General features: G+C 66.7%; 19 protein-coding genes. 16 read left to right on the top strand and 3 right to left on the bottom strand.

Annotated features, from left to right (window positions below; all coding sequences use genetic code 11):
* Positions 1-118: 118 nt before the first annotated feature.
* Positions 119-2,005: an ABC transporter ATP-binding protein gene (locus tag E3T42_RS07875; protein ID WP_134365665.1), complete on the top strand. Its 1,887-nt coding sequence runs from the start codon at positions 119-121 to the stop codon at positions 2,003-2,005.
* Between the two features lie 434 nt (positions 2,006-2,439).
* Here the strand turns inward: E3T42_RS07875 and E3T42_RS07870 are convergent, their stop codons facing one another.
* A complete protein-coding gene (locus E3T42_RS07870; protein ID WP_134402779.1) occupies positions 2,440-3,207 on the bottom strand; it encodes a DUF3105 domain-containing protein in 768 nt (255 codons plus the stop codon).
* A 312-nt stretch (positions 3,208-3,519) separates the two neighbouring features.
* Here E3T42_RS07870 and E3T42_RS07865 point away from each other — a divergent pair, with 312 nt between their 5' ends.
* The 15 genes from E3T42_RS07865 (at position 3,520) to E3T42_RS07795 (ending at position 21,769) form a co-directional block, all read left to right on the top strand.
* Positions 3,520-4,884, top strand: coding sequence for a cystathionine beta-synthase (locus E3T42_RS07865; RefSeq protein WP_134365663.1), 1,365 nt, complete (start codon positions 3,520-3,522; stop codon positions 4,882-4,884).
* Between the two features lie 65 nt (positions 4,885-4,949).
* On the top strand, positions 4,950-6,104 hold the full coding sequence (locus E3T42_RS07860) for a cystathionine gamma-synthase (RefSeq protein ID WP_134365662.1): 1,155 nt from the start codon (positions 4,950-4,952) through the stop codon (positions 6,102-6,104).
* Positions 6,105-6,356: 252 nt separating this feature from the next.
* Positions 6,357-7,376, top strand: coding sequence for a LacI family DNA-binding transcriptional regulator (locus E3T42_RS07855; protein ID WP_134365661.1), 1,020 nt, complete (start codon positions 6,357-6,359; stop codon positions 7,374-7,376).
* Positions 7,377-7,584: 208 nt separating this feature from the next.
* Positions 7,585-9,300: a ribulokinase gene (araB, locus tag E3T42_RS07850; protein ID WP_134402778.1), complete on the top strand. Its 1,716-nt coding sequence runs from the start codon at positions 7,585-7,587 to the stop codon at positions 9,298-9,300.
* Positions 9,297-10,007, top strand: a complete 711-nt coding sequence (locus tag E3T42_RS07845) for an L-ribulose-5-phosphate 4-epimerase (RefSeq protein ID WP_134365659.1) — start codon at positions 9,297-9,299, stop codon at positions 10,005-10,007. Before araB ends, E3T42_RS07845 begins: the two co-directional genes overlap by 4 nt.
* Entirely contained in the window at positions 10,007-11,524 is a 1,518-nt protein-coding gene (araA, locus tag E3T42_RS07840; RefSeq protein WP_134365658.1) for an L-arabinose isomerase, read from the top strand. Before E3T42_RS07845 ends, araA begins: the two co-directional genes overlap by 1 nt.
* A 110-nt stretch (positions 11,525-11,634) precedes the next feature.
* Positions 11,635-12,759: a multiple monosaccharide ABC transporter substrate-binding protein gene (gene chvE, locus E3T42_RS07835; RefSeq protein ID WP_134365657.1), complete on the top strand. Its 1,125-nt coding sequence runs from the start codon at positions 11,635-11,637 to the stop codon at positions 12,757-12,759.
* Positions 12,760-12,846: 87 nt separating this feature from the next.
* On the top strand, positions 12,847-14,388 hold the full coding sequence (gene mmsA, locus E3T42_RS07830; protein ID WP_134365656.1) for a multiple monosaccharide ABC transporter ATP-binding protein: 1,542 nt from the start codon (positions 12,847-12,849) through the stop codon (positions 14,386-14,388).
* Positions 14,385-15,566, top strand: a complete 1,182-nt coding sequence (mmsB, locus tag E3T42_RS07825) for a multiple monosaccharide ABC transporter permease (RefSeq protein ID WP_134365655.1) — start codon at positions 14,385-14,387, stop codon at positions 15,564-15,566. The genes mmsA and mmsB overlap by 4 nt, the downstream gene beginning before the upstream one ends.
* A 299-nt stretch (positions 15,567-15,865) precedes the next feature.
* On the top strand, positions 15,866-16,855 hold the full coding sequence (locus E3T42_RS07820) for a hypothetical protein (protein WP_134402777.1): 990 nt from the start codon (positions 15,866-15,868) through the stop codon (positions 16,853-16,855).
* Between the two features lie 473 nt (positions 16,856-17,328).
* Positions 17,329-17,562, top strand: a complete 234-nt coding sequence (nrdH, locus tag E3T42_RS07815; RefSeq protein WP_134363478.1) for a glutaredoxin-like protein NrdH — start codon at positions 17,329-17,331, stop codon at positions 17,560-17,562.
* Positions 17,563-17,664: 102 nt separating this feature from the next.
* The gene (gene nrdI / locus E3T42_RS07810; RefSeq protein ID WP_134365653.1) at positions 17,665-18,069 is read left to right on the top strand and encodes a class Ib ribonucleoside-diphosphate reductase assembly flavoprotein NrdI; all 405 of its coding nucleotides are present in this window, start codon (positions 17,665-17,667) and stop codon (positions 18,067-18,069) included.
* A gap of 5 nt (positions 18,070-18,074) precedes the next feature.
* Entirely contained in the window at positions 18,075-20,207 is a 2,133-nt protein-coding gene (gene nrdE, locus E3T42_RS07805) for a class 1b ribonucleoside-diphosphate reductase subunit alpha (RefSeq protein WP_134365707.1), read from the top strand.
* Positions 20,208-20,271: 64 nt separating this feature from the next.
* Entirely contained in the window at positions 20,272-21,246 is a 975-nt protein-coding gene (gene nrdF / locus E3T42_RS07800) for a class 1b ribonucleoside-diphosphate reductase subunit beta (protein WP_134365652.1), read from the top strand.
* A gap of 256 nt (positions 21,247-21,502) precedes the next feature.
* Entirely contained in the window at positions 21,503-21,769 is a 267-nt protein-coding gene (locus E3T42_RS07795) for a GYD domain-containing protein (RefSeq protein WP_241975913.1), read from the top strand.
* Between the two features lie 74 nt (positions 21,770-21,843).
* Here the strand turns inward: E3T42_RS07795 and E3T42_RS07790 are convergent, their stop codons facing one another.
* The gene (locus E3T42_RS07790; RefSeq protein ID WP_134365651.1) at positions 21,844-22,737 is read right to left on the bottom strand and encodes a hypothetical protein; all 894 of its coding nucleotides are present in this window, start codon (positions 22,735-22,737) and stop codon (positions 21,844-21,846) included.
* Positions 22,738-23,050: 313 nt separating this feature from the next.
* Positions 23,051-23,941: a hypothetical protein gene (locus tag E3T42_RS07785; protein ID WP_134402776.1), complete on the bottom strand. Its 891-nt coding sequence runs from the start codon at positions 23,939-23,941 to the stop codon at positions 23,051-23,053.
* Between the last annotated feature and the right edge of the window lie 39 nt (positions 23,942-23,980).

The following is a 23,980-nucleotide window of genomic DNA, read 5'->3' as shown; positions in this document are numbered from 1 at the left end:
GGTCGACTGTGCCCGTTCTGCCGGCCGCGGTCGACCGGAACGGGCACAGTCGTGTGGCGGGACTGTGAAGCCGCCGACCGGGGGCGGCCGGGGATCGCCGGGAGTTTAGAGTGAAGCCATGAGTGGAATGCACGGCGGTGGTGGCGGGCGACGAGGCCGGGTCAGCGGTGGGGACGCCGTGGCACAGCGGGCCGAGAATGCCGAGGCCCCGCGCATCCCGAACCTGCTCGGCCGGATCGCCGGACTGTTCGCCCCGCACCGCACCGCGCTGATCGTGACCGTGGTGCTGGTGTTCATCAGTGCCGGACTCTCGGTCGTGCCGCCCCTGCTGGTGCAGAGGGCCTTCGACGAGGGGCTCTTCCCGCCCGGCGGCGCGCCCGATGTGCGGCGGCTCGCCGTGCTCGTGGGCCTGATGATCGCCATCTACCTGGGGTCGCAGCTGCTCGGTGTCTGGCAGACCTGGCTGACCGCCACCGTCGGCAACTCCGTGATGGGTTCGCTCCGGGTGCGCCTGTTCACCCACCTCCAGGCGATGGAGCTGAGCTTCTTCACCCGGACGAAGACGGGCGTCATCCAGTCCCGGCTGCAGAATGACGTGGGCGGCGTCGCGAGCGTGCTCACCAACACCATCTCGAGCCTGCTCGGCAACGTCGTGACCGTGATCGCGTCCCTGGTGGCCATGCTCCTGCTGAGCTGGCAGCTGGCCATCGTCGCCGTCGTCCTGATGCCCATCCTGGTGATCGCGCAGCGCCGGGTCGGCCAGGTGCGCGCCCGGATCGCGGCGAAGACGCAGGAATCGCTGTCCGACATGACGGCCATCACCCAGGAGACGCTGAGCGTGTCCGGAATCCTGCTCTCCAAGAGCTTCACCCGTCAGCCGACCGAGATCCGCCGGTACTCCGACGAGAACGACAACCAGGTCAGGCTGCAGGTCAGCCAGCAGATGAGCGGCCAGTGGTTCTTCGCGATGGTCAGCATCTTCCTCTCCAGCATCCCCGCGATCGTCTACCTGTTCGCGGGCCTGCTGATGGCCGGCGGCACGACCGACATCACCCCGGGCACGATCGTCGCGTTCACGACCGTGCAGTCCCGGCTGTTGTTCCCGCTGCTGGGGCTGATGCGGGTCACCCTCGACCTGCAGACCTCGAGCGCCCTGTTCGCCCGCATCTTCCAGTACCTCGACCTGAAGCCGGCGATCAGTGACGCCGCGGAGGCCGCCGAGGTGCCCACGAGCGGCACGGATGTCGGCCGGGTCGAATTCGACAACGTCACGTTCGCCTACCCGGACTCTTCCCCGGACTCGCGGCCCACCCTCGACCACGTATCCTTCGCGATCGAGCCGGGACAGTTCGCGGCCTTCGTCGGTCCGTCCGGGGCCGGCAAGACCACCGTCTCTTACCTGATCCCCCGGTTCTACGAGGCGTCGGCCGGCCGCGTGCTCTTCTCCGGCGTCGACGTACGCGCCCTGCGCCAGGAGTCCCTGGTCTCCCACATCGGCATCGTCAGCCAGGAGACCTACCTCTTTCACGCGACCATCGCCGAGAACCTGCGGTACGCGAAACCGGATGCCACGGATGCCGAACTCGAGGCCGCGGCCCGGTCCGCGAGCATCCACGGCACGATCGCGTCCTTCCCCGAGGGGTACGCCACCGTCGTGGGGGAGCGCGGTTATCGTCTCTCCGGCGGCGAGAAGCAGCGGATCGCGATCGCCCGCGTGCTGCTCAAGAACCCGGAAGTGCTCATCCTCGACGAGGCCACCAGCGCCCTCGACGCCATCTCGGAGCGGGTCGTGCAGGCGGCCCTCGACACCGCGTCCCGCGGGCGCACGACCATCGCCATCGCGCACCGGCTCTCGACCATCGTGGCCGCGGACGTGATCTTCGTCGTCGACGCCGGCCGGATCGTGGAGAGCGGCACCCACTCCGAGCTGCTTGCGGCGAACGGCGTCTACGCCCGGCTGTACTCGGAGCAGAGCACGTCGTCGTCGCCGCTCCTCGCCGAGTAGGTGCCGGCCGGCTCTCCCGGCGCGCTCGCGGGGTGGCCCGCGGCATCCGTCGCCCGCCTCGCCTCTCTCGCCTCTCTCGCCTCGCCACTCGCCCCTCTCGCCTCTCCCGCCTCGCCACTCGCCCCTCTCCAGTTCTCGCGGCGCACCCTTGAGCCGCGGGCGCATGTTCTAGCGTGCGCCCGCGTGCCGAAGGTGCGCCGCGAGTGTCGCCGCGCTTGGAGGGGTCGGCCTCCCGCGGAGAGATACGCCCCGCGGAGAGGTGCGCCCCGCGGAGAGATACGCCCCGCGGAGAGGTGCGCCCCGCGGAGAGGTGCGCCCCGCGGAGAGGTGCGCCCCGCGGAGAGGTGCGCCCCGCGGAGAGGTGCGCCCCGCAGGGAGGACGCCCCGCGGAGAGGTACATCTTGCGGAGGACGCCCCGCGGAGAGCGCGGCCGGCTAGCCGACCTTTCCGGGGGCGGCGAGGGCGCCGGAGCAGGACTCGCCCGGCTCCGGGGCGGTCGGACCGTTCAGGTAGGCGGCGGCGAAGGCCGGGATGCGCGGGTCGGCGGCCGATTCCAGCCGCAGCTGCACATTCCAGGCGGTCAGCACGATCGGTGAGCCCAGCCCGGGGTAGGGCGACACAATGACGTGGTCGCCGGGCAGGGCGGCGCGAAGCGCCGCGACGTCGACCGGGGCGAGGGCCGGGTCGTAGGTGGCCCAGACCGCGCCGTGCTCGAGGGAGTGCACCGCGTTCTCTTTCGGCACGGCCCGGTCGTAGGCCCCGCAGTCCAGCCAGACGGGACTGTGCGGGCCGCCGGTCGGCGGGGATTGCGGGTAGGTGACGGAGGTCGTGACGTGGCTCGGTTCATTGAAGTACGTCTCCAGCCCGACGATCGGGGTCGCCTCGGTCGTGGCACCGGAAGAGCCGCCCGAGGGTGCGCCCGGCGTCTCCGTGCCACCGACTCCGGTGGCACCGACTCCGGTGCCACCGACTCCGGTGGCTCCGGCTCCGGTGGTGCCGGCCGGCTCTCCCGGCGCGCTCGCGGGGGCGAGCACCGACGAGACGAGCAGGGCGCTCACGCCCACGGCGCCGAGCACGCCCAGGGCGAGTCCGAACCGACGGTTCCAGGCCAGGCGCCTCCGTTCGTGGGGCGAGCGCGGGGCATCCGTCGCATCGACGATGGGCGCACCGACGTCGCCCGGCGAACCATCATCAACGGGCACGGGAGGCTTTCATCATGATCGCGATTCTACGCAGCCCGCGTGGGCCTGGTGCCCGGAGGCGCCTGGCCTGCGCCCGTCCTGCGTCCGGCCTGCGCCGGGCACGCGGCGGCCGCATCTGGTGACCCCGAGCACGCTTCGCTAGAGTTGGGATCGTGCTCGTTTTGATGTCGTGTCCGCGGTGTGATCGTCGCTGGCCGACCCCGGTAATCCCACACGACCTCGCGTTTCCGTAGATTTGCGCACAGCCGGCGCGTGCAGCCTTGGCCGCGCGGCGAGTGAGAAACGGCGCGACACCATGACGAAGGACACTCCATGAAAATTGCCGACACCATCCTCGACCTCATCGGCGACACCCCCCTGGTCAAACTGCACAAGGTGACCGACGGCGTCAGCGCCACCGTGCTCGTCAAGCTCGAGTACCTCAACCCGGGCGGCTCGTCGAAGGACCGCATCGCGACGCGCATCATCGACGCCGCCGAGCGCGAGGGGCACCTGTTGCCCGGCGGCACCATCGTCGAGCCGACCTCGGGCAACACCGGCGTGGGGCTGGCGCTCGTCGCCCAGCAGCGCGGCTACCGGTGCGTGTTCGTGCTGCCCGACAAGGTAGGCGAGGACAAGCGCAACGTGCTCACGGCGTACGGCGCCGAGATCGTGGTGACCCCGACATCCGTCGCCCCTGATCACCCCGACTCCTATTACAGCGTCTCGGACCGTCTGGCCCGTGAGATCCCGGGCGCATTCAAGCCCAACCAGTACGCGAACCCGAACGGGCCGCTCAGCCACTACGAGACGACCGGGCCAGAGATCTGGCGCGACACCGACGGCCGGGTGACCCACTTCGTCGCGGGCGTCGGAACCGGCGGCACCATCACCGGCACCGGCCGCTACCTGCGCGAGGTGTCGGGCGACACCGTGCGCATCATCGGCGCGGACCCCGAGGGCTCGGTCTACTCCGGCGGCACCGGCCGGCCGTACCTGGTCGAGGGTGTGGGCGAGGACTTCTGGCCCGCCGCCTACGACCCGTCCGTGGTGCACGAGGTGATCGCCGTCTCCGACGCCGAGTCGTTCGCGATGACCCGCCGGCTTGCCCTCGAGGAGGGCATCCTGGTCGGCGGATCGAGCGGCATGGCCGTCGTCGCCGCCCTCCGCGCGGCGACGACCCTCAGCGCGGACGACACGATCGTGGTGCTTCTGCCCGACGGCGGCCGCGGCTACCTCGGCAAGATCTTCAACGACGGCTGGATGCGCAGCTACGGTTTCACCAACGCCCCGGCCGGGAACACGGTCGCCGACCTGCTCGAATCCAAGACCGGCACGCTGCCGCCCTTCGTGTACGTGCACCCGAGCGCGACCGTGCGCGACGCCATCGGCGTGATGACCGAGTCCAGTGTGTCCCGGGTGCTGGTCCTCACCGCCAAACCGCCCGTCGTGATGGGGGAGGTCGTCGGCGCGATCGACGAACGCCGCCTGATGGAGCTGGTCTTCTCCGGCGAGGCGCAGCTGGCCGATCGCGTGGGCGAGTTCGTGGCCGACTCCCTGCCTCTGATCGGCGTGAACGAGCCGGTCGCCACCGCGCGGGCCGCCTTCACCGGACACGATGCGCTGCTCGTCACCGACGGCGGCAAGCCCCTGGGCGTCATCACCCGCCACGACCTGCTCACCTACCTGAGCGTGTAAACAGGCACACAACCGTCAGACACATGACAGTCAGACAAACGAACAGCATGAATAAGGAAGACCCAATGGCTCGCACCCCCAACTTCGACACCATCGCCATCCATGCCGGGCAGGAATTCGACCCGACGACCGGCGCCGTGATCCCGCCCATCTACCAGACCTCCACGTATGTGCAGGAGAGCATCGGGCACCTTCGGGGCGGCTACGAATACAGCCGCGGCGGCAACCCGACCCGTACCGTGCTGGAGACCCTGCTGGCCGCGCTCGAGGGCGGCAAGCACGGACTGTCCTTCGCCAGCGGGCTCGCCGCGGAGGACACCATCCTGCGCGCGCTCCTGGCTCCGGGCGACCACATCGTGCTCGGCAACGACGTCTACGGCGGCACCCACCGCCTGATCAACCGGGTGCACGGCGCCTGGGGCATCCTCCATTCGACCGTGGAGATGAGCGACCTCGCCGCCGTCGAAGAGGCCATCATTCCGGGCGAGACGAAGATCCTCTGGGTGGAGACGCCCAGCAACCCGCTGATGAAGATCAGCGACATCACCGCGCTGGCCGAGATCGGGCACCGCTACGGCGTGACCGTGATCGTGGACAACACGTTCGCCTCGCCCGCGCTGCAGCATCCGTTGGCCTTCGGCGCCGACGTCGTCGTGCACTCGACCACCAAGTACCTCGGCGGCCACTCCGACGTGCTCGGCGGCGCCCTGATCATCAACGACGACGAGCTCGCCGAGAAAGCGCAGTTCCTGCAGTTCGCCGCCGGCCCGGTGTCGGCCCCGATGGATGCCTGGCTCACCGTGCGCGGAATCAAGACCCTCTCGGTGCGGATGGACCGCCACTGCAGCAACGCCCAGGCCATCGCCGAACACCTGCAGGCTCACCCGGCGATCGACCGGGTCTACTACCCGGGCCTGCCCGGCCACCCCGGCCACGAGCTGGCGAAGAAGCAGATGAGCGGCTTCGGCGGGATGCTGTCGATCGCGTTCGCGGGCGGCGCGGCCGCGGCCCGAACGTTCGCCGAGTCCACCCACCTCTTCCAGCTGGCCGAATCCCTCGGCGGGGTCGAGTCGCTGGTCAACTACCCCTCGGAGATGACGCACGCATCCGTCCGCGGCACCGAGCTGGAGGTGGCGGACAACATCATCCGTCTCTCCGTCGGTATCGAAGACGTCGCCGACCTCATCGACGACATCGACGGGGCCCTCGCCGCACTCTGATCCGGCAGCTGTTGGCGGCCGCCGGCAACGTTGGCGGCCGTCTGTTCTTGAGTCTGCATGCTCGCTGCTGAATCCCTGATCGCCTTGCATGCCGCTGATGGCATTGACCCGCTTTGCCTGTGCTGCCGCGGGCCAGGCCCGTCTCGGCGGTCCATGTGACTGTCACATCGGAGTCACTTGAAACCCCGCCGGACGTGCATACTGGATGTGCGATCACAATTGTGACCGTGCACATGTGAACAAGGTCGTTACGTGACAGGCAAGCCACCCAAAGTGCGCGCCCCCAGCATCAGAGACGTCGCACGTCTCGCCGGGGTGTCCCACCAGACTGTGTCACGCGTGCTCAACAACCACCCCAGTCTCCGTGACTCGACCCGGGCGAAGGTGCTGCAGGTCATGGAAGACCTGCAGTACCAGCCGAACCGGGCCGCGCGGGCCCTGTCCCGCGGCCGTTCCCGCACGATCGGCATCCTGACCGCCCAGAGTTCCGAGTACGGTCCGGCCAGCAGTATCGCCGCGATCCAGGAGGCGGCGCAGGAGGCCGGCTACTACGTGAACACGGCCAACCTGGCCGCCGACGACCACGAGTCGATCGAAGCGGCCCTGGTGCAGTTGATGCTCCAGGGGATCGAGGGTCTGGTCGTGATCGCGCCCCAGGTGCGGGTCTTCGACGTTCTCGAGCAGCTGTCGATCACGGTTCCCTACGTGTCGCTGCAATCGGGGGGCCGTCAAGACGGCCACGCCCTGTCCGTCGACCAGATTGCGGGCGCGCGGCTGGCGACCCGGCACCTGATCGACCTGGGCCACCGGCGCATCTACCACCTCGCCGGCCCGCAGGACTGGATCGAGGCCGAAGCGCGGATGCGCGGGTTCCTCGATGAGATGGGCGCCATGGATGTGCCGACCACAGCGCCGATCCTCGGCGACTGGACCGCGGACTTCGGCTACTACGCCGGACGCGAGTTGTTCGGGCGCCTGGATTTCACGGCGATCTTCTCCTCGAACGACCAGATGGCCCTCGGTCTGATGCATGCGGCGCGCGACGCCGGCCTCGAACTTCCGCGGGATGTCAGCATCGTTGGCTTCGACGACATCCCCGAAGCGGCTCATTTCTGGCCCCCGCTGACGACCGTGCGCCAGGACTTCGCCGAACTGGGCCGACGCTGCGTCGCCGCCCTGCTCGAAGACCTGGCGGGCCACGAACCCGTGGCCGAACAGTCGATCATGCCCCGGTTCATCGTGCGCGCGTCGACGGCCCCGCCCGTCCGGTAACTCCCGCGTAACTCCGGCCCGCCCCGGCCGCCCCTCTCCGCGCCCGTCGGAAACGGTTGAATATCGGCCCCAGGTTGGGACTTGACAACTGCGCCATGGGGAGAGCTAACATGAGACAGGCAAATGTGACCGTTCACATTTGACCGGCACATGACCGGGAGAACGACTCCGGCACGAGCACCACCAGCGAGACGAAGGAGTCGATTCCGTGGGAATCACCGAGCAGCCGGATGCGCATGCAGACGTCAATTCATACGTCATCGGGATCGACTACGGAACCCTCTCCGGCCGCGCGGTCGTCGTTCGCGTCTCCGACGGCGTCGAGCTCGGTTCCGCCGTCCTGGACTACCCGCACGCCGTGATGGACACGACCCTCGCCGCCACGGGCGCCGCCCTGCCGCCGGAGTGGGCCCTGCAGGTTCCGCAGGACTACGTGGACGTGCTCAAGAGCGCCGTCCCCGCCGCCGTCGCGAACGCGGGCATCGACCCGGCCCGCGTCATCGGTGTCGGCACCGACTTCACGGCCTGCACCATGGTTCCCGTCCTCGCCGACGGCACCCCCCTCAACGAGCTGCCGGAATACGCCGACCGCCCGCACGCCTACGTGAAGCTGTGGAAGCACCACGCCGCGCAGCGCCAGGCCGACCGCATCAACGAGCTCGCCGCCGAACGCGGCGAGAGCTGGCTGCCGCGCTACGGCGGGCTGATCTCGAGCGAGTGGGAATTCGCCAAGGGCCTGCAACTGCTGGAGGAAGACCCCGAGCTGTACGACCGGATGGACCACTGGGTCGAAGCCGCCGACTGGATCGTCTGGCAGCTCACCGGCCAGTACGTGCGGAACGCGTGCACCGCCGGTTACAAGGGCATTCTGCAGGATGACGCGTACCCCGGCGAGGATTTCCTCGCCGCGCTGAACCCCGGGTTCACGCGGTTCGCCACCGACAAGGTGGCGCACGAGATCGGCCAGCTCGGCGCATCCGCCGGCACCCTCTCCGCCGAGGCCGCAGCCTGGACCGGCCTGCCGGAGGGCATCGCCGTCGCCGTCGGCAACGTCGACGCGCACGTTACCGGTCCGGCCGCCCAAGCCGTCCTGCCCGGCCAGATGGTGGCCATCATGGGCACCTCGACCTGCCACGTGATGAACTCCGACCACCTCGCCGAGGTGCCCGGTATGTGCGGCGTCGTCGACGGCGGCATCGTCTCCGGGCTCTACGGTTACGAGGCCGGCCAGTCCGGGGTCGGCGACATCTTCGCCTGGTACGTGAACAACCAGGTTCCCGCCCGGTACTTCACGGAGGCGGCCGCCGCGGGCCTGAGCGTGCACCAGTACCTGACCGAACTGATCAAGGACCAGCCCGTCGGCGGCCACGGACTGATCGCCCTCGACTGGCACAGCGGCAACCGCTCGGTGCTGGTCGACCACGAACTCTCCGGCCTGGTTCTCGGCATGACGCTGACCACCCGCACCGAGGAGATCTACCGGGCACTGCTCGAGTCCACCGCCTTCGGCACCCGCACGATCGTCGAGACGTTCAACTCGAGCGGCGTCCCCGTCACCGAGTTCATCGTCGCGGGAGGCCTGCTCAAGAACGCTTTCCTGATGCAGACCTACAGCGACATCCTGCGCCTGCCGATCTCCACGATCGCCAGCGAGCAGGGCCCGGCGCTGGGCTCGGCGATCCACGCGGCCGTCGCCGCGGGCGCCTATCCCGATGTGCGCGCGGCCGGCCAGGCCATGGGCAAGCTCAACAAGAACGTGTACACGCCCAACGAAGAGTCGGCCGCGGCGTACGACAAGCTGTTCGCCGAGTACTCGCTCCTGCACGACTACTTCGGTCGCGGCACGAACGACGTCATGCACCGACTCAAGGCCCTCAAGCGTGACGCCGGCGCCTCGCTGGAAACCTCGGCGGTCTCCGCATGAGCTCCTTCGGCCCCCGGATCGAGGTTGCCATCGCACGGGTCCGCGACGAGATCGCGCGCCTGCACACCGAGCTGACCAGCAACGGGCTCGTGGTCTGGACGGGCGGAAACGTGTCCGGCCGTGTCCCGGGCGCTGACCTGTTCGTGATCAAGCCCAGCGGCGTCGACTACGCCGATCTCGCACCGGAGAACATGATCGTCTGCGACCTCGACGGCAACGTCATCCCCGACACCCCCGGGTCTGACCGTGCGCCGTCCAGCGACACGGCCGCGCACGCCTACGTGTACCGCAACATGCCGGACGTCGGCGGCGTCGTGCACACCCATTCCACCTACGCCACGGCCTGGGCGGCGCGCGGCGAGGAGATCCCCTGCGTGATCACGGCCATGGCGGACGAATTCGGCGGCCCGATCCCGGTGGGACGCTTCGCCATCATCGGCGACGACACCATCGGCCGCGGCATCGTCGAGGCGCTGACCGGTCACCGGTCCCGGGCCGTGTTGATGCAGAATCACGGGCCGTTCACCATCGGCAAGGACGCCCGCGACGCGGTCAAAGCCGCCGTGATGGTCGAAGACGTCGCCCGCACCGTGCACCTCGCCCGCCTCGGCGGGGAACTCATCCCCATCCCCCAAGAGGCGATCGATTCCCTCTTCAACCGCTATCAGAACGTTTACGGTCAAGCACCGCAAGGAGCACTCACGTAATGGCTACTCTCACCGACACCCTCGACACCTACGAGGTCTGGTTCCTCACCGGCAGTCAGAACCTCTACGGCGAGGAGACCCTGCGGCAGGTCGCCGAGCAGTCCCGGGCCATCGCCGACGCCCTGAACGCCTCGAGCGACATCCCGGTTCGCGTCGTGTGGAAGCCGGTCCTGAAAGACTCCGACTCCATCCGCCGCGCCGCCCTGGACGCGAACTCGGACGACAGCGTGATCGGCCTGATCGCGTGGATGCACACGTTCTCGCCGGCGAAGATGTGGATCGCGGGCCTGGACGCACTGGCCAAGCCGCTGCTGCACCTGCACACCCAGGCGAACGTGGAACTGCCCTGGAGCGAGATCGACTTCGACTTCATGAACCTGAACCAGGCCGCGCACGGCGACCGGGAGTTCGGTTACATCCAGACCCGGCTCGGCGTGTCGCGCAAGACCGTCGTGGGCCACGTGTCCAACCCGGTCGTCACCGGGAGCATCGGCACCTGGACCCGTGCCGCCGCCGGCTGGGCCGCGAGCCGCACCATGAAACTGGCCCGCTTCGGCGACAACATGCGCTACGTCGCAGTGACCGAGGGCGACAAGACCGAGGCCGAACTGCGCTTCGGGGTGCAGGTGAACACCTGGCCGGTGAACGAACTCGCCGAGGCCGTGCACGCGGTGACGGATGCCGCGATCGACACCCTCGTCGCCGAATACGAGGACCTCTACGACGTGGTCCCCGAACTGCGCGCCGGCGGCGACCGCCACGAGTCCCTCCGGTACGGCGCGGCGATCGAGCTCGGCCTCAAGGGATTCCTGGAAGCCGGCGGCTTCAGCGCCTTCACCACGAACTTCGAAGACCTCGGCGCACTCAAGCAGCTGCCCGGCCTGGCCGTGCAGCGCCTGATGGCCCAGGGATACGGTTTCGGTGCCGAGGGCGACTGGAAAACGGCCGTCCTGGTGCGCGTCGCCAACGTGATGGGGTCCGGCCTTCCCGGCGGCGCGAGCCTGATGGAGGACTACACCTACGATCTCGCTCCCGGCGCGGAGCTCATCCTCGGAGCCCACATGCTCGAGGTCAACCCCGCACTCTCCGCCGCGAAGCCGACGCTGGAGATCCACCCGCTCGGCATCGGCGGCCGCGAAGACCCCGTGCGCCTCGTCTTCAACGCGGCCCCCGGCCCGGCCGTGGTGGTCGCCATGAGCGATATGCGCGACCGGTTCCGCCTGACCGCGAACGTGGTCGAGGTGGTCGAGCCGCCCCAGGCGCTGCCGAAGCTTCCGGTCGGCCGCGCGGTGTGGCGCCCGGAACCGGACTTCGCCACCTCCGCTGCGGCCTGGCTCACGGCCGGCGCCGCCCACCACACCGTGATGTCGACAGCCGTCGGCATCGAGGTGTTCCAGGATTTCGCCGAGATCGCTCGCACCGAGCTTCTCGTGATCGATAAGACCACCACCCTGCGTGATTTCACGCGCGAGGTGCGTTGGAACCAGGCCTACTACCGACTGGCACAGGGCCTGTAGTCACAGCACCACCGCACCACAGCACCACTACGCACCATCGCACCACCAGAAGTCCCCCTCCGGATTCACCTGCAATCAAAGCTGATAACAGAAACACGAAAGGTACTTACGTGAAGACAAAGAAGGTCCTCGTTGGCATCGCAGCCATCGGACTCGCACTCTCCCTCGCCGCCTGCTCCGGCGGAACCCGCGGCGGAACCACCGCGGATGACTCGGCCGGTTCCAGCAAAGGCGCCCTCGTCGGCGTTGCCATGCCGACCAAGACCAGCGAGCGCTGGATCAAGGACGGCGACGCCGTCAAGGCCTCGCTCGAGAAGCTCGGCTACAAGGTCGACCTGGAATATGCAGACGACAAGATCCCGCAGCAGGTGCAGCAGATCAGCAACATGCTGACCAAGGGCGCCAAGGTTCTCATCATCGCGTCGATCGACGGCACGGCGCTCAGTGACCAGCTCGACGAGGCCGGCAAGGCCGGCGTCAAGGTCATCGCGTACGACCGCCTGATCAACGGCAACAAGAACGTCGACTACTACACGACCTTCGACAACAACGAGGTCGGTGTGCAGCAGGCCACGAGCCTTCTGACCGGCCTGGGCGTTCTGGACAAGGACGGCAAGGAAACCGGCGCGACCGGCCCGTTCAACGTCGAGCTGTTCGGCGGAAGCCCCGACGACAACAACGCGACCTTCTTCTTCAATGGCGCGATGGACACCCTGCAGCCGTACATCGACAAGGGCGTGCTCGTGGTCAAGAGCGGCCAGGTCGGCTTCACCCAGGTTGCCACGCTGCGTTGGGACCCGGCGACGGCCCAGAAGCGGATGCAGAACCTCATCGCCAGCACGTACTCCGACGGCAGCAAGGTTGACGCTGTCCTGTCCCCGTACGACGGGCTCTCCATCGGCATCATCTCGGCTCTGACCAGCTCGGGATACGCCACCGACGCCCTGCCGATCGTCACCGGTCAGGACGCCGAGGCTGCATCGGTCAAGTCCATGATCGCCGGCCAGCAGTACTCCACCATCTACAAGGACACGCGCCAGCTGGGCGACGAGGCCGTGAAGATGGCTGACGACCTGCTCAACGGTCGCACCCCCGAGGTCAACGACACCACGAGCTACGACAACAAGGTGAAGGTCGTCCCGACCTTCCTCTTCGCGCCGCAGGTCGTCACGAAGGACAACTACAAGGAACTCCTCGTCGACACGGGTTACTACACCGAGGCAGACCTCAAGTAAGCAGGTCTCTCTCCCGGCAGTGGCGGCGGAGACGCCGCCACTGCCTCCCCCCTCTTTCCTCCTCACCGCACGGAAGAAGAAGTAACGGTGACCACAAATATTCTTGAGATGCGCAGCATCACGAAGACCTTCCCCGGAGTCAAAGCCCTCCAGGATGTGTCGCTCGAGGTGCAGCGAGGACACATTCACGCAATCTGCGGTGAGAATGGCGCAGGAAAATCCACCCTGATGAAGGTGCTGTCGGGTGTCTACCCGGCCGGCACCTACGACGGCGAGATCGTCTTCGAAAACGAGACGGTCGCCTTCAAATCCATCAACGAATCCGAAGCCACCGGAGTCGTCATCATCCACCAGGAACTCGCGCTCAGCCCGTACCTGTCCATCGCCGAGAACATCTTTCTCGGCAATGAGCAGCAGACCAACGGCTGGATCGACTGGAACAAGACCAACCTCGAGGCGGCGAAGCTGCTGGCCCGGGTCGGTCTCAAGGACAATCCCATCACCAAGGTGCGCGACATCGGCGTCGGCAAGCAGCAACTCGTGGAAATCGCCAAGGCGCTGTCGAAGGAGGTCAAGCTCCTCATTCTGGACGAGCCCACCGCCGCCCTCAACGACGAGGACTCGGCCAACCTGCTCGACCTGATGAAGCACCTCAAGGGCCAGGGCATCACCTCGATCATGATCAGCCACAAGCTGAACGAGATCAAGGCGGTCGCAGACGAGGTCACGATCATCCGTGACGGCAAGCTGATCGAAACCCTCGACATGCACACCGATGACATTTCGGAAGAGCGGATCATCAAGGGCATGGTCGGCCGCGACCTCGGCAGCCGCTACCCGGACCACGTGCCCCGCATCGGCGAAGAACTGCTGCGAGTCGCGGACTGGAACGTCTACCACCCCCTCGACCACCAGCGCCAGGTCGTCAAGAGTGCCAACATCACGGTCAGGGCCGGCGAAATCGTCGGAATCGCCGGGCTGATGGGCGCCGGGCGCACCGAACTGGCGATGAGCGTTTTCGGCCACAGCTACGGTCACAACATCTCGGGCAGGGTCTTCAAGAACGGCGTCGAGGTCAACACCAGCACGGTGACGGCCGCGATCGACAACGGTCTCGCCTACGCGACCGAAGACCGCAAACGCTACGGCCTCAACCTGATCGAGGACATCAAGCGCAATATCTCCCTCGTCTCCCTGAAGAAGATCGCCCGTAACGGCTGGGTGGACTCCAACAAGGAGGCGGTCATCGCCGAGGGCTACCGCAAGAGCATGAACATCAAGGCCCCCAACGTGGAAGCCCTGACCGGAAAACTCTCCGGCGGCAACCAGCAGAAGGTCGTGCTGTCCAAGTGGATGTTCTCCGACCCGGATGTCCTCATCCTCGACGAGCCCACCCGCGGCATCGACGTGGGAGCCAAGTACGAGATCTACGGCATCATCAACAAACTCGCCGATGAAGGCAAGGGCGTGATCGTCATCTCGTCCGAGTTGCCCGAACTGATCGGGATCTGCGATCGCATCTACACGATCTTCGAGGGCCGCATCACGGCCGACGTTCCTCGTGGCCAGGCCACGGCCGAATACCTTATGCAACACATGACTCAGGAAAGGGCGAAGGACAACCGATGAGCGCGTTCAAAACCGCACTAAACTACCTCGGCGGCCAGCTACGGCAAATTGGCTTGATCATTGCGCTGATCGCGATCACCATCTTCTTCCAGGTGGCGACCAGCGGCATCACTCTCAAGCCCATCAACGTCTCCAACCTGATCGTCCAGAACAGCTACATCCTGATCCTGGCCGTCGGCATGGTGATGATCATCATCGCCGGCCACATCGACCTGTCGGTCGGATCCGTGGTTGCCTTCACCGGGGCCATGGCGGGAGTGATGATCACCCAGTGGAACGTGCCGTGGTGGGCCGCCATCATCCTGTGCCTCGTGCTGGGAGCGGCGGTCGGCATGTGGCAGGGATTCTGGATCGCGTACTTCGGCATACCGGCCTTCATCGTCACCCTGGCCGGCATGCTCACGTTCCGCGGTCTGACCCAGATCGCACTGCAGAACCAGCAGATCTCGCCCTTCCCGGATGAGTTCCGTGCGCTCGGCAGCGGGTTTCTGCCCGACCTGGGCGGCGGAACGAGCGTGCTCGAACCGCTGACGGTCGCCATCGGCGTGCTGGCGACGGCGCTGCTCGTGCTCCAGGGCGTGCGCTCGCGCATCGCCCGCAAGAAGTACGACGTCGAGGACGAGCCGTTCGCCTGGTTCCTGGTCAAGCTGGTCTTCACCGCCGCGATCATCCTTTACATCACGTACCTGCTGGCCAGCTACCGGGGCACCCCGATCGTGCTCGTCGTGCTGGGCATCCTGACCGTCGTGTATGCGGCAGTCATGGCGAACAGCGTCTTCGGCCGCCACGTCTACGCCATCGGCGGCAACCTCAACGCCGCCGCGTTGTCGGGCGTCAAGACCAAGCGGGTCACGTTCCTGCTGTTCGTCAACATGGGCATGATCGCGGCCCTCGCCGGACTCATCTTCACCGCTCAGCTCAACCTCGCCAACCCGAAGGCCGGTGACGGTTTCGAGCTCGACGCCATCGCGGCCGTCTTCATCGGCGGCGCCGCGGTCACGGGAGGCATCGGCACCGTGACGGGGGCCATCATCGGTGGTCTGATCATCGGGCTCCTGAACAACGGCATGTCCATCCTCGGCGTGGGAACCGAGTACCAGCAGCTGATCAAGGGCCTGGTGCTCCTGGCCGCAGTCGCATTCGACGTCTACAACAAGCGCCGCTCCGGCGGTCGCTGACCCACCGCAATACCGCGAGCACGAACAGTCAGACCCGGAAGGGCCGGCTCCCATGCAGGGGGCCGGCCCTTTCGCCGTCCGTGGCCGGGTGCGAGCGGCGCGCAAGATCCCGCGGCGCAGGTTCGGGTCGCCGGCGCACGTTCGAACCTGCGCCGGCGAGCACAGGTTGCGCCGCCGTCCACGGGCGCGGGCACCGGCACCGCCAGGGGGTCATTCATCCACAGGCGCCATTCCCGTGGGTTATCCACGGATGCTGCGCCGTGACCCTGCGCGGCAGCCGGCGGCTCCCAGAGTGAGGCATGACCCGACTTCTGGACATCGTCACCGCCGGCCACGCCGAGCTCATCCCCTACTCCGCCCTCCGGGAAGCCGGCTTCACCTCACGTGCGGTGGGTGCGCTCACCCGCGCGGGGGAGTTGGTGCGCACGCGCCGCGGCATCTATGTGCGCGGTGAGGTGTGGCGAACGGCGGATCCCGACCAGCGGTACCGCCTGTTCGTGCTCTCGGCGGCCGCGACCGCGGAACGGCCGCTCGTGCTCTCCCACCTGTCCGCGGCGGTCGTGCACGGGCTGCCGATCATCGGAGCGTGGCCCCGCACGGTGCACACGATGGATCCGGGCGCCACGGGAGGCAGCACGGCCCGGTTCACCACCAGCCACCGCGGTGCCCCGATCCCGGACACGGTGGTGAGGGACGGCATCGCGGTGACCTCGCTGGCGCGCACTCTGGTCGACGTCGCGGCCGGCACGAGCTTCCTGGCGGGTGTCACGATGATCGACCACGCGCTGCGGGTGGAGCAGGAGCGGGTCGCGGATGAGGCGCTCCGCGGCATCCGTGGGCAGCCCGCCCTGAACAAGACGGACCTGTTCGACGAGCTGGCCGCGGTGAACCCGCGGTGCGGGGCCCGCCAGGCGGGGCAGGCCATCAGATTCGGCAACGGCCTCGCGGCCAACGCCGGAGAATCGCTCAGCCGGGTGCGGATGTTCCAGCTGGGGTTCGAGGTCCCTGAACTTCAGGCCTGCTTCGCCAACGTGCAGGGACACGACTACTGGGTCGACTTCTACTGGCGGCGCATCCGCAAAATCGGCGAGTTCGACGGCAAGCTGAAATATACGCGCGGCGCGGTCCTGGGGGATCGGGACCCCGGCCACGTCGTATGGGCCGAGAAACGCCGTGAGGATGCGCTGCGCTTCCACGTGCGGAGTTTCGACCGCTGGGACTGGGCGACGGTGCTGTCGCCGCAACGCTTCCACCGGTTCCTCACGGAGCGGGGGATGCCGAGAGCCTGACGTTTGCGGCAGCCGTCCCGCTCGCGGCGCAGGTTCGGTTCGCCGGCGCAGGTTCGAACCTGCTCCGGCGGCCACAGGGTGCGCCGCGAGGCTCGGTCCGCCGCGCGGGCCCCGACGCGCGGGCCGGGGCCTTCGGCCGACGCGCTCCGACACGCCGCCGGAGTTTCCACAGGCTCCAGTTCGGGGGGCCCGCCGCCTGTGGATAACTTCGGCGTTCTCCGCGTAATGTGGGGCCACTCGCATCCGTCGGGCTGTGTACAACCGGTGGAATGTCGGTGGATAACTACATACTTGTAACTACTGCATGTAGTGGCCGTTCCCATTTCGCATCACTAGATGTAGTATTGAACTTCAACACAGCACGCCTTGAAGTTCAGATTTCACAATGAAAACCGATTTTAAGCACTGAGTTCGACACTGAGTTTGATACTGAGTTTGAATACTGATCCCTGAACGACGAGAAAGGCACTCCCATGGCTATCACGGTCTACACCAAGCCCTCCTGCGTGCAGTGCACCGCGACCTATCGCGCTCTGGACAACAAGGGAATTGAATACGAAATCCTCGACCTCTCGGTCGACGAAAACGCCCTGGAAGCCGTCAAGGCCCTCGGCTACCTGCAGGCCCCCGTCGTCATCACCGACGAGGACCACTGGTCGGGCTTCCGCCCCGACAAGATCAACGAACTCGCGCAGCGCCTCGCGTAGCAGCACCGCCCCGGCCGCCGGCCCACTCGTCGTTTTCGCAGGGATTTCCGCACCGGGTGGTGTGCGCGCCAGCTTCTCAGATTCACACACAGGGGGTGTTCTATGACCGATATCGTCTACTTCTCGAGCACATCGGGAAATACGCAACGCTTCGTCGAGAAGCTCGGGCGCCCCGCCGCGCGCATCCCGCTGTACGCGCGAGACGAACCGCTGGTGGTCGACGAGCCCTATGTCCTGGTCGTGCCGACGTATGGCGGCGGTGAGACCAAGGGAGCCGTGCCCAAGCAGGTGATCCGGTTCCTCAACGACGAGCACAACCGCTCGCTCATCCGCGGCGTCATCGGCGCGGGAAACACGAATTTCGGCGAGGCCTTCTGCGTCGCGGGCGACATCATCGCCGCGAAGTGCAAGGTCCCGCACATGTATCGATTTGAAGTACTCGGAACTCCGGATGATGTGCGCATCGTCCACGACGGATTGGAAGAATTTTGGAAGCAACAGCCGTGAAGACGATGACTCACCCGGCAGCCGGCCTGGCGATGGATTACCACTCGCTCAACGCCATGCTCAACCTGTACGGCCCGAACGGGGAGATCCAGTTCGAGAAGGACCGTGAGGCCGCCCGCGAGTTCTTCCTGCAGCACGTCAACCAGAACACGGTGTTCTTCCACACCCTGCGTGAGCGTCTCGACTACCTGGTCGAGAAGGAGTACTACGAGCAGGCCGTGCTCGACCAGTACTCGTTCGACTTCATCACCAGCCTCAACCAGCTGGCGTACTCGAAGAAGTTCCGTTTCCAGACCTTCCTCGGCGCGTTCAAGTACTACACCTCCTACACGCTGAAGACCTTCGATGGGAAGCGTTACCTCGAGCGTTTCGAAGACCGCGTCGTGATGACCGCGCTGGGCCTGGCCCAGGGCGACGAGCAGCTCGCGATCTCCCTCGTCGAGGAGATCATCGCCGGCCGCTTCCAGCCGGCCACCCCCACCTTCCTGAACTCCGGCAAGGCGCAGCGCGGCGAGCTCGTCTCCTGCTTCCTGCTCCGGATCGAAGACAACATGGAGTCGATCTCGCGCGGCATCAACTCGTCGCTGCAGTTGTCGAAGCGTGGCGGCGGCGTCGCGTTGCTGCTCAGCAACATCCGTGAGTCCGGGGCTCCGATCAAGCAGATCGAGAACCAGTCCAGCGGCATCATCCCCGTGATGAAGCTGCTCGAAGACTCCTTCAGCTACGCCAATCAGCTCGGCGCACGCCAGGGAGCCGGCGCCGTGTACCTGCACGCGCACCACCCCGACATCATGCGCTTCCTCGACACCAAGCGCGAGAACGCGGACGAGAAGGTGCGGATCAAGACGCTGTCCCTCGGCGTCGTCGTGCCCGACATCACGTTCGAGCTGGCGAAGAAGGACGAGGACATGTACCTGTTCTCGCCCTACGACGTCGAGCGCGTCTACGGGGTGCCGTTCGCCGACATCTCCGTCAGCGAGAAGTACCACGAGATGGTCGACGACCCGCGCATCAAGAAGTCGAAGATGAAGGCCCGCGACTTCTTCCAGACGCTCGCCGAGATCCAGTTCGAGTCCGGCTACCCGTACATCATGTTCGAGGACACCGTCAACGCGGCGAACCCGATCAAGGGTCGCATCAACATGTCGAACCTGTGCTCGGAGATCCTCCAGGTCAACACCCCAACCACGTACAACGAGGACCTGTCGTACGACAAGATCGGCAAGGACATCTCCTGCAACCTCGGGTCGATGAACATCGCCCTGTCGATGGACTCGCCCGACTTCGGTAAGACCGTCGAGACCGCCATCCGTGGCCTCAACGCGGTCTCCGAGCAGAGCCACATCTCCTCGGTGCGGTCGATCGAAGACGGCAACGACAAGTCGCACGCCATCGGCCTGGGCCAGATGAACCTGCACGGCTACCTTGCCCGCGAGCGGGTGTACTACGGCAGCGAAGAGGGGATCGACTTCACCAACATCTACTTCTACACGGTGCTGTTCCACGCCCTCCGCGCCTCGAACAAGCTGGCCGTCGAACGCGGCCACGCCTTCGACGGATTCGAAGACTCGACCTACGCCTCCGGTGCCTTCTTCGACAAGTACACCGACCAGGTGTGGGCGCCGGCGACGACCCGGGTCGTCGAGCTGTTCGAGGCCTCGAGCGTCAGCATCCCGACCCAGGCGGACTGGGCCGAGCTGAAGGCATCCGTCATGGCGCACGGCATCTACAACCAGAACCTGCAGGCCGTGCCGCCGACCGGGTCGATCTCGTACATCAACAACTCGACCTCGTCGATCCACCCGATCGCCTCGAAGATCGAGATCCGCAAGGAAGGCAAGCTCGGCCGCGTGTACTACCCGGCGCCGTTCCTGACCAACGACAACCTGGACTTCTACCAGGACGCCTACGAAATCGGCGCCGAGAAGATCATCGACACCTACGCGGCGGCCACCCAGCACGTCGACCAGGGCCTCTCGCTGACGCTGTTCTTCAAGGACACCGCCACCACCCGCGACATCAACAAGGCGCAGATCTACGCGTGGCGCAAGGGTATCAAGACGATTTACTACATCCGTCTGCGCCAGCTCGCCCTCGAAGGTACCGAGGTTGATGGCTGCGTTTCATGCATGCTTTGAGTGAGTTTGCTGTGAGCGTCCTGACTGCTGAATCGACTCTGAACTGCCACCTAAGGAACAACCAATGATTGACAAGCTCAAGCTCGTCTCCCACGTTGACGCGATCAACTGGAACAAGATCGAAGACGAAAAAGACGTCGAGGTGTGGAACCGCCTCGTCAACAACTTCTGGCTGCCCGAGAAGATCCCGCTCTCGAACGACGTGCAGTCCTGGGCCACGCTCACTCCGGTCGAGCAGCAGCTCACCATGCGCGTGTTCACGGGCCTCACCCTGCTCGACACGATTCAGGGCACCGTCGGCGCCGTCTCGCTGATCCCGGATGCGATCACGCCCCACGAAGAGGCCGTCTACACGAACATCGCGTTCATGGAGTCCGTGCACGCCAAGAGCTACTCGTCGATCTTCTCGACCCTGTGCTCGACGAAGGAGATCGACGAGGCGTTCCGCTGGTCGACCGAGAACGTGAACCTTCAGAAGAAGGCCGCGATCGTCATGGACTACTACCAGGGCGACGACCCGCTCAAGCGCAAGGTCGCCTCGACCCTGCTTGAGTCGTTCCTCTTCTACTCGGGCTTCTACCTGCCGATGTACTGGTCCAGCCGCGCCAAGCTCACCAACACGGCCGACCTCATCCGTCTGATCATCCGGGATGAAGCCGTGCACGGCTATTACATCGGCTACAAGTACCAGAAGGGGCTCGAGACCGCCTCGCAGGAGCGTCGCGACGAGATGAAGGACTACACCTTCAACCTCGTCTACGAGCTCTACGAAAACGAGGTGCAGTACACGCAGGACCTCTACGATGAGGTCGGTCTGACCGAAGACGTCAAGAAGTTCCTGCACTACAACGCCAACAAGGCGCTGATGAACCTCGGCTACGAGGCCATGTTCCCCAAGAGCGTCACCGACGTGAACCCGGCCATCCTGTCGGCGCTCTCGCCGAACGCGGACGAGAACCACGACTTCTTCTCCGGGTCGGGCTCCTCGTACGTCATCGGCAAGGCCGTCAACACCGAAGACGCGGACTGGGACTTCTAAGCACAAGCCACACCAGCAGCCGGCCCACAAGAAGGCCGGGAACCCCGAGGGGTTCCCGGCCTTCTCACCGATGTCAGAGCGTGGGGCCAGACCTACGATGTGAGGCGGTCCCGTTCCGGGGCCGCCTCAGGGACCTTCCCTCCATCGGGGTCGGGCACAGTCGCACGCCCGCCTCCTCAACGTCACGGGACAGGAAAGATCATGGCCAAATTTCTTTTCGAAGCGAACTACGTGGGCCAGGGGCATCAAGGGCCTCATGCGCGAAGACGGAACGAAGCGCCGGGAGGCCCTCGTCGACGCCCTCAAATCGGTGGGCGGCTCGTTGGAATGCTTCTACTACGCCTTCGGTGACACCGATGTGCTGGACGTCCTGGACGTGCCGGACGATGCCAGCGTCGCCGCACTCTCTCTCATGATCAACGGCACCGGCAACGTGACCGTGAAGCTGAAGCCGCTCATGACGCCGGAGGATCTCGACCAGGCTGCGAAGAAGAGGCCGTCCTACCGGGCCCCCGGGCAGTAGGGCGGCGGTCAGTACACGGAGAAACGGATGGCCGGAAGCGCGGTGCGCTTCCGGCCATCCGTTGTTCTGCGGTGTTAGTTTCCGGCGTGAACGTCGGCGTCGGCGTCGGCACCGGTGTCGGTGTCAGGCCCGGCTGCGGCGTGCGCCTGGACCCGCTCGACGATCTTCTGGATCACGGTGCCGTAGTCGCCGTTCCGGGCGGCGGTTTCGATCGCCTGCGCGGCGGCCTCCTGCTGGTCGGCGGGCGCGTTCTTCAACGCGGCCAGGTCGGCCTGCAGGTCAGCCGGCAACTTCGAGAGCAGCGCCGGGTTGTCGGCGAGCTTGAGGGCCAGCTCCGTCGCCGAGGGGCCGGCAGCCTCGGCCGCCTCCTGATCGGTGCCCGATGCGGTGCCCGACGTGGTGCCCGATGCGGTGGCCGACGTTGTGCCCGTCGCGGTGCCCGACCTGGTCCCGAGGTCACCGCTCAGGGCGGCGCGCAGGGCGGCGGTCAGCGGGTGCTTCGGGTTGTCCCGCACGGCCTCGGCGATCTTCGTGATCTCCTCGCCGTATCCTCCCGCCAGGGCGGTGGTGCGCACGGTGTCCACGGCGGCCGCCCGGTCGGTTGCGCCGGAGGCGTCCTTGAGGGTGGTCAGGTCGGTCTGCAGGTTCGCCGGCAGGCTGTCGAAGAGCTCGGCGTGCGTGGAAATGGTGGCAGCCACCTTCTGGGCCTTAACGTTCCCGCTCTGCCCGTGGGAGAGGTCGCCGCGGAGCTCCATCGCGAGTGACGCGAGGAATGCGCCATTCGATGTGGCGGCGGCGTCCCCGCTGGTGCTCGCGCTGTGCTCGGCGCCGGGGCTGCGGGGAGCGGCGGTGGCGCCCTGGGCGCCGACCCCGAGGAGAGCGCCGGCGGTCAGCACGGAGGCTGCCCCGAGGGCGATGCGCTTGGTGCGGGAGGTGGCGGATGCCGGGTTGATCGTGTGCTTGTTCAAGGTGATTCCTTTCGATTGCGGCAGCCGGTCGGCGAAAAACCCGATCGACCGCTCGTAGTCATCGCCAGGAGTCTAGGCAGGTGGAGTGGGCGGCCGGTCCGTGCCGGCTGGGAATCCGGGCGGATGGCCTCCGCCGCCCGGCGGGCGTGTCACCGCAAGTTGTGCTGGCCGGTGTGAGGGCGTCTCTGAAGAAAATGCAGCCTGACCGGGGATCGAGCTCGTCGCGGCCCGGATCTTGCCGGGCCGGGCGCCCGGGTCCTGTGGAGCCGAGGCGCTCAGGGCGATTAAGCTCTGCGCGGAGAACGCGCGACGCTCAGGACCCGGGCAGCAGTCCCTGTTCGCGGCAGGGCTGGCCGCCGACCAGGTTGAGGCAGGACGCGAACGCCGCCGGGTACCCGAGCGCATCCGACGACCCGAACCACTTGTTGTAGAACACCCAGAAGTTCAGGTTGCCGTACGTGGAGCATCCGTCACCGTCGGAGCCCGGCTGGGCGAGCGCCGCGGGGTTCGGCTGGTATGGCGTGTAGTTGTAGAGGTTCGCGGTGGCCTGGTTGCGGATCTCGACCGGTGACGCCCCGCAGACGGCATCCGGGTTGTAGCTCACGTCGACGCTGCCCACCTGGTAGGTGCGGTCGGGCTCCTGGGTGTACTGCCGGAACTGCCAGGCCGCGCGGTAGACCTGGTTGAAGAACCCGAAGTACTGCGCGTCGCAGTCGGCGGTGTCGGGGCAGCCGTAGCCGGTGGCGCGCAGATAACCGGATGCCGTGGGCCGGGTCAGCAGGGACTGCTCCTTCTGCAGCAGCGCCAGCAGCACGCGCGGGCTGATGGTGCAGGCCTCCGCGACCTTCGCGATGATGCGGCTGGCCGGTTCCGCGGCGGCGCCCGGGTAGGCGGCGCAGTGCCCGGCGCCCTGAGCGGGCTGGGTCACGGTGCTCTCGCGGTACTCCCACAGGCAGGGGACTCCGTCGGATGCGGTGCAGTGCCGCTCCTCCAGGAAGTCCTGGATCTCGTTCGCGGTCATCGCGTCGGGGTTGAAGAAGTTGTAGTCGCTGATGATGGCGCCCGGGTCGAAGACCGCGGGGCCGGCGAGGGTCTCGATCTTGCGCACGGTTCCGCCCCAGAACAGCCCCACGCCCACCACGACCAGCGTGACGAGCGTGACCAGCGCGAGCAGTTTGCGACGTGGCGTCCGCAGGTACGTCATGGGGGAGACCTTACCGCCACGCGGCGGGAGAGTGCTGGG

The sequence above is a fragment of the Cryobacterium sp. TMT4-10 genome (genome assembly GCF_004403275.1).
GTDB classification, from domain to species: domain Bacteria; phylum Actinomycetota; class Actinomycetes; order Actinomycetales; family Microbacteriaceae; genus Cryobacterium; species Cryobacterium shii.
Note: the sequence above shows the minus strand (reverse complement) of the source record. Positions and strands in the feature narration are given on the sequence as shown.